This window comes from Pseudoalteromonas sp. S4492 (assembly GCF_005886115.1).
Lineage (GTDB): Bacteria > Pseudomonadota > Gammaproteobacteria > Enterobacterales > Alteromonadaceae > Pseudoalteromonas > Pseudoalteromonas gelatinilytica.
The window spans coordinates 1-13,237 of record NZ_PNCP01000059.1 but is presented as its reverse complement, the minus strand read 5'-3'; the positions used below and the strand labels follow the sequence as shown (position 1 = coordinate 13,237).

The 13,237-nt window shown below is 41.0% G+C and carries 11 protein-coding genes and 9 tRNA genes; 15 read left to right on the top strand and 5 right to left on the bottom strand.

What is annotated here, in order from left to right; translation table 11 throughout:
- Nucleotides 1–68 precede the first annotated feature (68 nt).
- Nucleotides 69–153 (bottom strand) — tRNA-Tyr (locus CWC28_RS18390).
- 112 nt (nt 154–265) lie between these two features.
- On the opposite strand from CWC28_RS18390, the gene CWC28_RS18385 reads away from it, so the two are divergent.
- On the top strand, nt 266–781 hold the full coding sequence (locus tag CWC28_RS18385) for a VC2046/SO_2500 family protein (RefSeq protein WP_138625575.1): 516 nt from the start codon (nt 266–268) through the stop codon (nt 779–781).
- Nucleotides 782–943: 162 nt separating this feature from the next.
- Nucleotides 944–1,243 (top strand): DUF6172 family protein, encoded by a 300-nt coding sequence (locus tag CWC28_RS18380; protein WP_063707161.1) that lies wholly within the window; start codon nt 944–946, stop codon nt 1,241–1,243.
- 73 nt (nt 1,244–1,316) lie between these two features.
- On the opposite strand, the gene CWC28_RS18375 is transcribed toward CWC28_RS18380, so the two are convergent.
- The 3 genes from CWC28_RS18375 to CWC28_RS18365 all read right to left on the bottom strand — a co-directional run bounded on the left by CWC28_RS18375 (nt 1,317) and on the right by CWC28_RS18365 (nt 5,401).
- Nucleotides 1,317–1,757, bottom strand: a complete 441-nt coding sequence (locus CWC28_RS18375) for a hypothetical protein (RefSeq protein ID WP_063707163.1) — start codon at nt 1,755–1,757, stop codon at nt 1,317–1,319.
- A 148-nt stretch (nt 1,758–1,905) separates the two neighbouring features.
- Complete coding sequence (gene cysK / locus CWC28_RS18370; protein ID WP_063707165.1) at nt 1,906–2,874, bottom strand: cysteine synthase A; 969 nt, start codon at nt 2,872–2,874, stop codon at nt 1,906–1,908.
- Nucleotides 2,875–3,067: 193 nt separating this feature from the next.
- Nucleotides 3,068–5,401, bottom strand: coding sequence for a carbohydrate binding family 9 domain-containing protein (locus CWC28_RS18365; RefSeq protein WP_138625574.1), 2,334 nt, complete (start codon nt 5,399–5,401; stop codon nt 3,068–3,070).
- 215 nt (nt 5,402–5,616) lie between these two features.
- Here CWC28_RS18365 and CWC28_RS18360 point away from each other — a divergent pair, with 215 nt between their 5' ends.
- From CWC28_RS18360 to CWC28_RS18300, 13 genes are all read left to right on the top strand, one after another.
- Nucleotides 5,617–6,768 (top strand): dicarboxylate/amino acid:cation symporter, encoded by a 1,152-nt coding sequence (locus tag CWC28_RS18360; protein WP_105175327.1) that lies wholly within the window; start codon nt 5,617–5,619, stop codon nt 6,766–6,768.
- A gap of 108 nt (nt 6,769–6,876) precedes the next feature.
- Nucleotides 6,877–7,527: a UvrY/SirA/GacA family response regulator transcription factor gene (uvrY, locus tag CWC28_RS18355; RefSeq protein WP_054553647.1), complete on the top strand. Its 651-nt coding sequence runs from the start codon at nt 6,877–6,879 to the stop codon at nt 7,525–7,527.
- Between the two features lie 8 nt (nt 7,528–7,535).
- Nucleotides 7,536–9,359 (top strand): excinuclease ABC subunit UvrC, encoded by a 1,824-nt coding sequence (uvrC, locus tag CWC28_RS18350; protein WP_138625573.1) that lies wholly within the window; start codon nt 7,536–7,538, stop codon nt 9,357–9,359.
- A 41-nt stretch (nt 9,360–9,400) separates the two neighbouring features.
- On the top strand, nt 9,401–9,946 hold the full coding sequence (gene pgsA, locus CWC28_RS18345) for a CDP-diacylglycerol--glycerol-3-phosphate 3-phosphatidyltransferase (RefSeq protein WP_063707169.1): 546 nt from the start codon (nt 9,401–9,403) through the stop codon (nt 9,944–9,946).
- A 139-nt stretch (nt 9,947–10,085) separates the two neighbouring features.
- Nucleotides 10,086–10,161: transfer RNA gene (locus tag CWC28_RS18340), tRNA-Gly, on the top strand.
- 12 nt (nt 10,162–10,173) lie between these two features.
- Nucleotides 10,174–10,247, top strand: a tRNA-Cys gene (locus tag CWC28_RS18335).
- 34 nt (nt 10,248–10,281) lie between these two features.
- Nucleotides 10,282–10,368: transfer RNA gene (locus tag CWC28_RS18330), tRNA-Leu, on the top strand.
- 67 nt (nt 10,369–10,435) lie between these two features.
- A tRNA-Gly gene (locus tag CWC28_RS18325) sits at nt 10,436–10,511 on the top strand.
- Between the two features lie 39 nt (nt 10,512–10,550).
- Nucleotides 10,551–10,637 (top strand) — tRNA-Leu (locus CWC28_RS18320).
- Nucleotides 10,638–10,676: 39 nt separating this feature from the next.
- Nucleotides 10,677–10,752, top strand: a tRNA-Gly gene (locus CWC28_RS18315).
- Nucleotides 10,753–10,770: 18 nt separating this feature from the next.
- A tRNA-Cys gene (locus tag CWC28_RS18310) sits at nt 10,771–10,844 on the top strand.
- A 35-nt stretch (nt 10,845–10,879) separates the two neighbouring features.
- Nucleotides 10,880–10,966, top strand: a tRNA-Leu gene (locus CWC28_RS18305).
- A 172-nt stretch (nt 10,967–11,138) separates the two neighbouring features.
- Entirely contained in the window at nt 11,139–11,585 is a 447-nt protein-coding gene (locus tag CWC28_RS18300; protein ID WP_138625572.1) for a hypothetical protein, read from the top strand.
- 17 nt (nt 11,586–11,602) lie between these two features.
- On the opposite strand, the gene CWC28_RS18295 is transcribed toward CWC28_RS18300, so the two are convergent.
- Nucleotides 11,603–13,021 (bottom strand): alanine/glycine:cation symporter family protein, encoded by a 1,419-nt coding sequence (locus CWC28_RS18295; RefSeq protein ID WP_105181611.1) that lies wholly within the window; start codon nt 13,019–13,021, stop codon nt 11,603–11,605.
- Nucleotides 13,022–13,237 lie beyond the last annotated feature (216 nt).

Sequence of the window (13,237 nt, the reverse complement as noted above, 5' to 3'; positions counted from 1 at the left end):
GCCGCTCGGGAACCCCTCCACACAGATTTTTACTATTGCATTTGGCCCCACTTTTCTAAGAAGGAAAGTGGTGGAGGGAGCTGGATTCGAACCAGCGAAGGCTGAGCCGTCAGATTTACAGTCTGATCCCTTTGGCCGCTCGGGAACCCCTCCAATGCAACGGCGCTGATAATAGCAAACTGATTATTTAAGTAAAGAAAAAAACTAAAGAAAAATGCATAAATGCCGATAACTGGTTAATCAAGAAACTATTTGGCTAAAGACTATGCAAATTGATGGTTTGTTGCTCACTGAGAGTCAACTCGATAATCGTCTAAATAAAAGTGTACACGAGCACCGCTCTGGAGAGTTTGCTTTATTACTAGCAATGCTTTCTCATGATGCGCTCGATTTTAGCCAGTTTCACCTGCCAAAAACAGAATTAACCAGTCCTGATGTATCTGAATCGGTTCTGCGTAAAGAACTCGGTGCTGGTCCATCACAACCATTAGCCCCTGAACAATTCGATATGTTGATAGGCCAAGACAATGCATTTAAATTACTGCAAGGTGGTTTGTCGGATATTAGGTTACATCATTGCTTAAACCCAGAACCGCTGAATGTCCGTGATGACAAGCTGCATGTGCCACTTGAAGTGATTGATAACTGTGAGCCCGCTGTTAGAAAACGTTTTTATGAAAAAAATAAACCCGTGGAGCGCCCACAAATCGATGCTGCTGCATTTTATGATAGCCTTACCGACGAGGGGATACATCAACCCCTACATTTAGCTACAGCTTAAGTATAAGTGGCTTAATCGAACTGTCATAGACTACGAATAAACTAAGAATACACTTATATTTAAGTAAAACTGCAAAAAGTACAGCTAAATTAAGATGTGCTTGTTATAATAGCAGTCTATGGCTTAATGCCATTGTCATTGAACCAAGTTACTAGGACTATAATGAAGAAAACATTCACGCTAAACCACGAGAAAATTAAATACCCTCGTATGGTTGATGCAGCCAAGCACGAAGTAAAAAAATACTTAAAACGTGAGCGTAATAAAACACTCCCAGCAGATGCCGATTATTGGGCGTTTGACTGTAAGTTTGGTGAATCAGCGGATGAGGCCAATGTCGTTCACGTGGCAGAGATTAATAAATGTATCAGCGATATTGAAGCTAAAGGGCTTACATCGTTCTACGTTGAGATCTTAGCGCGTCCTGCACAGCGTCAACAGCAAGAGTTTGACGAAGAGTAATATCCATACTGTTCTGCAGTTATACTCTTACCAAAAAAGGGCCTTCAGGCCCTTTTTTAGTTTTAGTAATTAATCAACGTGCAAATGGATCGGCATTGATTTTTTCTATGTACCAATTGCCTTTTTTACGCATCATTTTCACACTGCGCATATCATCAACTTTTTTACCGTTAAAGTAGCCTGTGAAGATTAAATTGATATTGGCTTTATCACCGTATTGTTCGCGTAGACTCATATTGGTCATATCGACTTCAATTACCACCTCGTCGTATTGCATATTGACTAGGTTGCGAGCGAACTGCCCAGCGGTACCGTAAGATTTCATAATACGCGCCATTTTTGGGGTGGCGTATTCCATAGCAAGGTTCAAATCGTTTTGGTTATATAAGGCATCGAAATACAGAGTCGCCACATTACCAGGGGTGTTTTTTTCGCCTTTAGGCGCATCTTCAGAACCGCAACCGAAAAGAAAGCAGCTACTTAATAGAACAAAAATTAAGAGTATATTTTTCATTGTTGTTGTTTTACGAGTTAACTTGAGATTAAGTGTGTGACTAAATCAGCTTGATGTAAAGTTAACTCGGTAAAATTATTGGTTTTATTTATTTTGGGTAATAAAAAAGGATGCATCTCTGCATCCTTTTTTGACAACTTAGTTGTTATTACTGAACAAGCTCTTTGTCGCTGAATTCTTCAGCAAATAATGGACTAGATAAGTAACGCTCAGTTGCACTTGGTAAAATTACCACGATATTTTTGTCTGCGTTTTCAGGTTTTTCAGCAAGGCGTTTTGCAGCAACGACTGCAGCACCCGATGAAATACCCACTAAAATACCTTCGTTTTTCATCAGTTCGTGAGCCATTGCAATAGCATCTTCATTTGATACTTGCTCTGCGGCATCAATCACTTCTAAATCAAGGTTGCCAGGGATGAAGCCTGCACCGATACCTTGAATTTTATGAGGACCCGGTTTAATTTCTTCGCCAGCTAAAGTTTGGCTAATAACAGGTGAGTTAGTTGGCTCAACAGCAACAGATTGCACGTTTAGGCCTTTTTCTAGTTTAAGGTAACGGCTAACACCTGTAATAGTACCACCTGTACCAACACCTGCTACGAAGATGTCGATTTTACCGTCCATTGCTTCATAGATTTCAGGACCCGTTGTTTCGAAGTGAATTTTCGGGTTTGCTGGGTTTTCGAATTGCTGTAAAAGAATGTACTTTTCAGGCTCACTTGCTTGAATTTCTTTTGCTTTTTCGATTGCGCCATTCATGCCTTTAGCGCCATCAGTCAATACTAGGTTGGCACCTAACGCTTTTAATAGTTTACGACGCTCTAAGCTCATTGTATTAGGCATAGTCAGTGTTAATTTATAACCACGTGATGCAGCAACGAATGCAAGCGCAATACCTGTGTTACCAGATGTAGGCTCGATTAGCTCTTTGTCTTTGGTTAATACGCCTGACTTTTCTGCTTCCCAGATCATTGAAGCGCCAATACGGCATTTAACACTAAAGCTTGGGTTACGTGATTCTACTTTAGCAAAAACATTACCTGAGGTTACGCGGTTAAGCTTTACAATTGGTGTATTACCAATCGTTAATGAATTATCTTCAAAAATGTTAGACATAGTGTTCCCTTGGAAGCAATTTATTCAATCGTGACCAAATAGCTTAGGCTACCGATCTGTAATAGTCACACTTTACTGTGGTGAATAAAAAACGAAAGTAAAGTTTGGCTATAACATATAGCGAATAGGCTTATAGCATTTAGTAATAAGGTGGGAAAAGAAGGGCGCGCACCCAAAGGTGCGCAAAGTCAGGTTAGAGTAACCAAGCGTAGCTAAATTTAGCAAATAAGGTGCGCTGCTCTTTGGTGATGGATGAAAGCTCATCATCTTGGTAGCCATTATCAGAGTAGCCAGCAAAGAATACCGTTTGCGGATTCAACTTGTAAGAATACAATAGTTGAGTGGCGAGGTTTTTATATTGGCTATCTACATCATCTATGTAATTAGCTTGATTACGCTCTAAGTCAGTATAAATGACTGCAAGGCGTACAAAGCTATTTACGTTGAATTGATAAGTTAAACGCACATCACTTAAATTAGCGGTAAATACTTCACTGCCATCAGCCTCAAGCTGCTCATAAGTATGACGTAAACGTACTTCAAAATGTTTACCAAGATTCATATTCAGTACTGGGCGAATATGGAATTTATCACCAACGCGGTTATTCGCTAAGTCGACAGCATTACCTGTATACATAAATAAAGAAGCAAATACCCCAGCGGTTGGCTTAAAGTCACTATAAAAGCCAACGCCATTTTCGCTAAACATATCTGTGTTGCCATCAATATCTAAACGTGATTTATCATGACGAAGGCCGGTTCGGTTTCTGTGTTCAACAGACAGCTCAAAAAAGCTTTGTAATGGACCACTCACAGAAAAGCTAGTCTGTGCTTCTTTTTCAAGAAGTTCGTTATTTTCGTTATGAGTAATATCCCAATCGGCATAAAGGTTTGCGCGATTCCACCAATTACCTTTATCACCATACCAACGGTATTCACCCCCAGTCGTAAACTTTTTAAAATCAACTTGTGAGATAAAACCTAAGTCTGCTCTCAAATCGGCATCGCGATAATTATAATCGGCAAATGCGCGCCAGTATTTCTCGTCATGTTGATACTTTACGTAGTAACCAGTGCCTGATTGCTGTTCTTTACTTAAAACACGCAATACGCCTTCGTTGTAGTCGCAGTCACTATTTAATTCACAGCTTACTTGCTCTGGCTGTGAGCAGTTATCTCCATCACATAACTCATCTATGAAGTCTTGGCTGTATTGCGTTTGTGACTTTAATACTTGCACTAAAAAAACATCGTTGACTGTTGGTTTGTATTTACTATCAATACTGTAAACCGTGTTCTTGTAGTCATCACTTTGTCTGTGTGTTGCCGTTGAGCCAAGTGATAACCCTGATTCAAAATCGTATCGATAACGCAGGGCACCGTTTTCACCTTTTTCGTCGAGGGCGACAAGCGATGAACCTAAATTGCCCGGGATCAACACATTTGTTTGTGTGTCATTGGCAATGAAACCGGCAAATGTATGGCCATTTTTGCTGCCGGTGATTTTCGTGCCGTAATCTGGTTGGGCAATATTACGGGTATGAATAAGGTTAAGTGTTGAGGCAAAGTAGTCAGCGTTATCTAAAAAGAAGGCGCGCTTTTCAGGGAAGAACAAACTGAAATTATTGTTCACGCTCAATTGTGCGACATCCGCTTCGACCTGAGAAAAATCAGGATTAATGGTCGCATTTAAAGTAATGTCTGGGGTGATCCCCCATTTTACATCGAGACTGGCTTCAGTATTGTTTTCTGACTGCCAATCTGCCACTTCTGAGCCATCAATATCACGGGTCTCATTTTTGCCAAGCACCACAGATGGAATAATTGCCACGTTGTTGCCTTGCTTCGCTTGTTCAAAGCCTTGGTAACTTGGCATTTGGCAAATCCAACAGTTGTTACCATGGTCAATCTGCATACTTGAGATACGTAAACGTTCACTGCGCGGTAAAAAACGTAAAAACTCCATTGCCATGGTTTTACTTGCCACGCTGTCGTCAAAATTTAGTACGCGTAAGGGGATTGCAACTTCAACGGTGTATCCGTTTTCGTGAATAACACCCACACTATCCCAAATACCATCCCATGATGAGCTCTCATGTTTAGTCAGTTCGTTTTCTATTGAATCTTGCTGTACACCAAGTGGATTGATAAAAAATTGATACGCTAATTGAGAATTATTGTATGAATCAATTTTTAGACCAACTAAGTCATCATCCCATGCCGCATCTCGGTCACGGTAAAAAGCACGAATAAGTTCCGGGTTAGGGTCGTTTGCTTCAAAGCCAATAAAAAGTGTTTCGCCATCTTCATAAACATAGGCGTGGGTGGTGACTGGGCTTTTACTGTTCTCATAAGGCCAAGTGACGTTGTCTATGGTGATTTTTTTTGCACGTTGCCAACTTGGCTCATTTAGCTTGCCATCAATTGTTGCTTGCTCTGCAATAAAAGGGAGGGTGACAGGTTGGCTGGTGGCCAAGGTAGTAAAAGGCACACTCAATAGAGCGGCACTTAATATTGATTTATACATAAGCACTATACGGGTATTCAAAACTGCGAGCATGTTATTAATTTGCAACATTGTTAACAAATGCAACGCGACAGGGCGCATATATTTACGTTCAAATTAGATTCTGACAAGCTGTGGTGGTAATTTGCGCAGTTAAACGTTAATTTGGCTGTTTTATAACAAAAGTAAACTAAAACGTGGTAAAAGATTACCACCTAAAAATTGAAGTGATCGTTATGAAGTTAATTCTAAAATTAATTGCCGGTATTGTTGCTGGTATCTTAGTGGGCTTATATGTGCCACTAACAGGTGTTGAACTCCTTTACACAGTAAAAGAAATAATAGGTCAGTTGATCACCTTTACCATTCCCCTGATTATTTTATTTTTTATTGCATCAGGTATTGCTGGCTTACCAAAAGGTTCAGGCCACTTGTTAGGCAAAACAGTTGGGTTTGCTTATGGGTCAACAATAATCGCGGGTACTTTAGCGTTTCTACTGGTAAGTGCCATGATCCCATTATTTGATGGGGGTTTAACGTTTGAAGCCGAAGTAGCAACAGAAGTAGGCAGCTTTATTGATTTAGAAATCCCGCCTTTAATGAGTGTGATGACGGCATTAGTGACCGCATTTGTGTTTGGCATTGGCATGAGTCAATTACAACTTGAAACACTGAAAAAAGTGTCTGATCAAGGCCGTGATGTTATCGATGCTTTATTAGCAAAAGTGATTATCCCAGCGTTACCTTTTTACATCGCCGGTGTATTTGCTGAAATGACAGTCGCAGGCACAGTGGTTGATACCTTACAAACCTTTGGCATTGTTTTATTAGCTGCATTAATTATGCATTGGTTGTGGTTAACATTTTTATACGTTTCAACGGGACTACTACTAAAGCGTAATCCATTAGAGCTTGTAAAAAACATGCTGCCAGCTTATTTTACTGCTTTAGGTACAATGTCGAGTGCTGCAACAATTCCTGTTTCACTTCGTTCAAGCAAAGCAAATAACGTAAAAGAAGACGTTGCTAACTTTACCGTGCCTTTATGTGCAACCATTCACTTGTCTGGTTCAACAATCACGATTGTGACATGTGCAATGGCTGTGATGTTCTTATCACCGAATATGGATGTACCATCACTATTTGGTATGTTGCCGTTTATTATGATGTTAGGTGTTGTAATGATTGCTGCGCCTGGTGCACCAGGCGGCGCTGTTATGTCAGCACTGGGCCTACTAACAAGTATGCTTGGCTTTAATGAAGGTGCTGTTGCACTGATGATTGCACTTTATTTAGCACAAGATAGCTTTGGTACCGCGTGTAATGTAACGGGTGATGGTATTATTGCTTTATGGGTTGATCGTTTTAGCGAGAAAGCCTCGGCATAAAATTAATTAGTGAAACGATATTTTGATTTATCGTTTCACTTTTTCTGTGCTAATGTGGCACATTAAATTGTGCGAAAGCAGCTATTTGGGTTTTTTGAGGGTGTTCCATTGATTAATGTACTTTTAGTTGATGACCATGAGCTTGTACGGACAGGGATCAGACGTATACTTGATGATGTTCGTGGTTTTAAAGTGGTGGGTGAAGCTAAAACCGGTGAAGAAGCGGTGCAATTTTGTCGCCAGCATTCACCTGATATCGTGTTGATGGACATGAATATGCCAGGTATTGGCGGTTTAGAAGCGACGAAGAAAATCTGTCGTTATTGCCCAGATGTAAAAATTATTGTGCTTACTGTGCATTGTGAAGATCCATTCCCAAGTAAAGTAATGCAAATCGGTGCTCATGGTTATCTGACCAAAGGTGCCGGCTCTGATGAAATGGTTAACGCCATTCGTGCGGTGAATGCAGGCCAACGTTATATTGCACCTGAAATTGCACAGCAAATTGCCCTTGCACAGGTAAGCGGCCGTACAGATGAAAATCCATTCCAGAGTTTATCTGAGCGTGAGCTGCAAATCATGCTGATGATCACCAAAGGTGAGAAAGCGCAAGACATCGCAGAACGTTTAAACCTGAGTTCAAAAACAGTGAATAGCTATCGCTATCGCATGTTTGAAAAGCTAAATGTGGGTGGTGATGTTGAACTTACTCATTTAGCAATTCGTCATAAAATGATCGACATTGATAGTTCGCATTAATTTGCTCAATGTCTGATTTCGAACCAGCCCGTTTTCTAAAAACACTATCAAGTGAGCCCGGTGTCTACCGAATGCTTGATAGTGAAGGGCAAGTTATCTATGTCGGTAAGGCAAAAAATCTAAAAAAGCGCGTCAGTAGTTACTTTCGAAGTAATGTCACTGATAGTAAAACGCGTGTCTTAGTAAGTAATATTTGCGGTATTGAGGTCACCCTGACCAACACCGAAACGGAAGCCTTATTACTCGAAAACAACCTAATTAAAAAATATCAGCCTCGTTACAATATTCTGTTACGAGATGATAAGTCATATCCGTATATTCTTTTAACTGATCACACGCACCCGCGTCTGGCGTTTCATCGCGGCAGCCGAAAAATTAAAGGCGAATACTTTGGTCCATTCCCAAGTGCAGGAGCGGTATCAGAAAGTTTGCGTTTAATGCAAAAAATCTTTCCGGTTCGCCAATGTGAAGATGCGTATTACCGAGCTAGAAGCCGTCCATGTTTACAATATCAGTTAAAACGCTGCTCTGCGCCGTGTGTAAATAAAATTTCCGATGAAGAATATCGACAAGAAGTTGATTTTGTTCGCAAGTTTTTGCTGGGCAAATCTCATGAAGTCATTGCTGATTTAATCACCAAGATGGAGCAAGCGAGCAAAGAGCTCAAATTTGAGCTTGCTGCCAAAGTGCGTGACCAAATTATGCTACTTCGAAAAATGCAGGAGCAACAATCTATTTCGGGTAATCATGCGGAAATGGATGTGATTGGCTTTGCGCATTTAAATGGTTTAAATGCGGTTCATTTATTAATGATCCGCGATCACAAAGTGCTAGGCAGCAAAACATATTTCCCAAAAGTACCTAAAGATTCCGGTGAAGAAGAAATACTGACTTCGTTTTTAGGTCAGTATTATTTAGCACCTGGTGCAACGGGGCGCATTGCCAAAGAAATTATCTTACCGTTCAGTATTGAAGAAAGTGAGCCTTTAAGTGAAGCACTTACGGCAATCTCTGAGCGTAAAGTCAGTTTAAAAGTTGCCAATCGAGGTGAGCGGGCACAGTATTTAAAGCTTGCTAATAAAAATGCCCTTAATAGCATTAGTGTTAAGCAAAGTACCCAAGACTCCATTAATAAACGTTACGCACAATTAAAAGAAACATTACGTCTCGATGATATTAATCGCATGGAATGTTTTGATATCAGCCATACAATGGGTGAAAACACGGTTGCAAGTTGTGTGGTGTTTGATTCACAAGGACCTAACAATAAAGAGTATCGCCGTTTTAATGTTACCGGCATCACCGGTGGCGATGATTATGCCGCGATGGAATTTGCACTTAATAAACGTTACAACAAAGTAGTCGATGAAGAAAAAATACCCGATGTTATCTTTATCGATGGGGGTAAAGGTCAATTATCTCGTGCTGAGCAATATTTTGAAAACTGGCCGCATAATAAAATGCCATTGCTGGTGGGTGTTGCAAAAGGCACAAGTCGAAAGCCTGGGTTAGAAACGCTATTAATTGATGGCGGACGTAAAACAATTCCACTTGATTCAGATGCGCCAGCACTGCATTTGATTCAGCATGTACGTGATGAGTCGCACCGTTTTGCCATTGCTGGGCATCGTAATAAACGCCAAAAACAACGCACACAATCATTATTAGAAGAAATTACTGGCGTTGGACAAAAGCGCCGACAAGCATTATTAAAATATTTAGGGGGCATGCAAGGGGTAAAAGCTGCTAATATAGACCAATTAAAACAAGTTCCTGGGATCAGCCCTGAAATGGCTGAGAAGATATTTAATCATTTGCATGACAAGGCGTAGCCTTCGTGCGAATATAGAAAAAAAGACATCTCCAAGTAGTTATGTGGAATATTCCAAACACACTCACAACCTTTAGACTTTTTCTTATCCCCATTTTTTTGGTGATATTTTATTTGCCTTTCTCATGGGCGTTTTTCGCTGCTGCGTTTGTTTTCTGGCTTGCGTCGATCACAGATATCCTTGATGGTTATCTAGCACGTCGTTTAAATCAGTCAACGCCATTTGGTGCGTTCTTAGATCCGGTTGCAGATAAAGTAATGGTGTGTGCGGCACTGGTTGCTTTATCGAGTCATTATCAAACCTTGTATATGACTATTCCGGCATTAGTGATTATTAGTCGTGAAATTGTTATCTCTGCATTACGTGAATGGATGGCAGAGCAGGGTAAACGTGACAACGTAGCTGTATCAAACATGGGCAAGTTTAAAACTGCGGCACAAATGCTAGCCATTATTGGTTTGATTTGGCAGTTTGATACATGGATGATCTACTTAAGTTATGGTCTTTTATACATTGCAACATTCTTAACGCTTAGTTCTATGTTGCAGTATTTAATAGCAGCATGGTCAGAATTGACCAAAAATTGATCCTAAACGTTTAATTACACACCGTTTTAGATAAAAAATAAGCAAACAGTTCAAAACTAGCATTTTTTATATTGACGCGTTTAATAATCTCTGTAGAATGCGTCCGTGTTGAGAGGGCATAGCCCCCAAGATAAAGAAAGCGGCACTAGCTCAGTTGGTAGAGCGCAACCTTGCCAAGGTTGAGGTCACGAGTTCGAGCCTCGTGTGCCGCTCCAATTATCTAATTTGGCGGAATGGCAGAGTGGCCATGCAGCGGATTGCAAATCCGTCCACCTCGGTTCGACTCCGGGTTCCGCCTCCATTCAACACTCCACGCGCTCTATGAGCAACCCGATGCCCGGGTGGTGGAATTGGTAGACACAAGGGATTTAAAATCCCTCGCTGGTAACAGCGTGCCGGTTCAAGTCCGGCCCCGGGCACCATTTTGTGGTTAACTACAGTACCAAATGTAGTTTTAAAATTATTATTTAACTCTAGAGTTAATATGATGCGGCACTAGCTCAGTTGGTAGAGCGCAACCTTGCCAAGGTTGAGGTCACGAGTTCGAGCCTCGTGTGCCGCTCCATATTAGCTTTATCCACTTGCTTTAAATAGCAAACCCGATGCCCGGGTGGTGGAATTGGTAGACACAAGGGATTTAAAATCCCTCGCTGGTAACAGCGTGCCGGTTCAAGTCCGGCCCCGGGCACCATTTAAACTTAAATAGTTTATTGGATAAAGAAACAAATTTGCGGCACTAGCTCAGTTGGTAGAGCGCAACCTTGCCAAGGTTGAGGTCACGAGTTCGAGCCTCGTGTGCCGCTCCAATTATTTGGAAGCGATAAGGCGGAATGGCAGAGTGGCCATGCAGCGGATTGCAAATCCGTCTACCTCGGTTCGACTCCGGGTTCCGCCTCCATATAATACTCCACATGCTCTTACGAGCGACCCGATGCCCGGGTGGTGGAATTGGTAGACACAAGGGATTTAAAATCCCTCGCTGGTAACAGCGTGCCGGTTCAAGTCCGGCCCCGGGCACCATTTATTTAAAATACCTCTTCTTTATTTCATTTATATTTCTTTTTATAACCTCATCTAACTATTTTTTTATTGCCAAAATAGCTCTATAGTTTCCTTATTCTTTTTAAATCAGCTAATGCGTTTTCAAGCTTTCAGCACTACTGAATTCACTAAATAGGATCAAGGAAAGAGAATGAAGCAATTTCAACGTGGCTTAAATCAGTTCTGGGTAGGCGCAGTGTTTGGGCTTTGCCTAGCGATCTCGTTAGTTCTTATTCCTGTTGCGATTATTATGTCGAACATTAACGACGTTCTGAAAATTCATGAGGTGAGCGTGCTTGTTGATAAAGTATCGACTGTCTTCGATAAATCAGAACAGGCTATTAGTAATGCGAAAGCGGCGCTAACCGATTTTGATAATGACGTGGTGATGGATATGCTTAGTGCTGTACAATCTTATCAGCAACAGACACAGCCACTGTTATCCGTAGAACAAAAACAAGCATTAAAAGATCAAATTAAAGAGCAGCTTGTTACTCAGCTTGAGTCCAAACTTAACGAGCATCAAATTGCATTCATCATGTCAGTCTTTGAAAAGCTAACAAATACAAAAAAGGGAGCACAAACGCTCCCTAAATAAGAATTTACTTAACTAGATTATTTACGCCATGCGCCTTTAGGAATGGTTTGATCTAGCTTTTTGTTTTGCGAAGGATCGAAAGTAGGCAATTTACCTGCTTTACGTTGTGAGTTGTAATCCTTCGCAAGCCAAATAACGACGCCCGATAACATAAACAAAGCGATGACGTTAACAATAGCCATTAATCCCATCGAAATATCGGCAAGGGTCCATACTAATGGTAATTCACCGAGCGCACCAAACATCACCATACCAAGTACCAGTAATCGGAAAATCAACATGCCCGATGCATGGTTATGCTCCAAAAACAATAAATTGGTTTCGGCGTAAGAATAATTTGCAACAATCGAGGTAAATGCAAAAAATAAAATTGCAATCGCAACAAAAGTGGCTCCCCAGCTACCAACATGTTCTTCAAGGGCAGCTTGTGTCAATGCAATACCTGTCACACCTGAATCAGGTATAAGTTGTTGTGATAATAAAATAAGGGCTGCAGTTGCGGTACAAATGATAATAGTATCTACAAATACACCGAGCATTTGCACATAACCTTGTGAGGCAGGGTGCGGTGGGTTAGGTGTTGCCGTTGCTGCTGCATTTGCAGCGCTACCCATACCTGCTTCATTAGAGAATAAGCCACGTTTAATACCCTGGATCATCGCCTGCATAACACCATAACCAATTGCACCTGCGCCTGCTTGCTCGATACCAAAGGCACTATTAATAACATGCATAAATACATTGGGTAATAAATCGTAGTTCATGGCGCATACATAAAGTGCAACTAACAAATAAGCCAGCGCCATAAATGGCACAACCATTTCTGCAAAACGTGAAATAGTTTTTAAGCCTCCGAAAATGATAATACCTGACCCTAATACTAAGCCGATACCTACAACATAGTTTGGAATACCAAACGCAACATCAAATGCAGCAGCAATAGAGTTTGATTGAACAGCATTAAATACCAAGCCAAAAGCTAGAATAAGGCAAAGAGAAAAGATCACGCCCATCCAGCGTTTGCCTAACCCATATTCCATATAATAAGCAGGGCCACCACGGAAGTTACCATCTTCATCGACCGTTTTATATGCCTGGGCAAGCGTACTCTCGGCAAAACTTGTCGCCATACCTATTAAAGCAATAAGCCACATCCAAAAAATTGCACCGGCACCACCTAAATAAAGTGCAACAGCAACCCCCGCCATATTACCTGTTCCAACTCGTGCAGCTAATGAAGTACAAAAAGCTTGGAATGAAGAAATGCCCTCACCAGAACCTTGGCGGCTCTGAAACATCACTTTGATCATATGTGGAAATTGAGTGAATTGGATAAAACCGAGTCGAAGAGTAAAAAATAGCCCCGCAGCTATTAAAAGGTAAACCAGAATGTGACCCCAGAGGAGACCACTTATACTATTTATAATGTCTGTCATTTTTCTTGCCTTGTGAGCGAGTGGAAAATCTGCGGCGCAAGTTACCATAACAAGCGAGGAGAGTTTAGTTATTCTGCTAAAAAACCTCAGTTATCCACAGTCGTTTGTGGGTAACGTGTTTGCATTTGGTGGGTATCTAAATAATTTGAAAATAATCAAAAAAACCTTCAAAAAGTGCTTGCGTTAAAAATCCATCTCCCTATAATGCGCATCCAC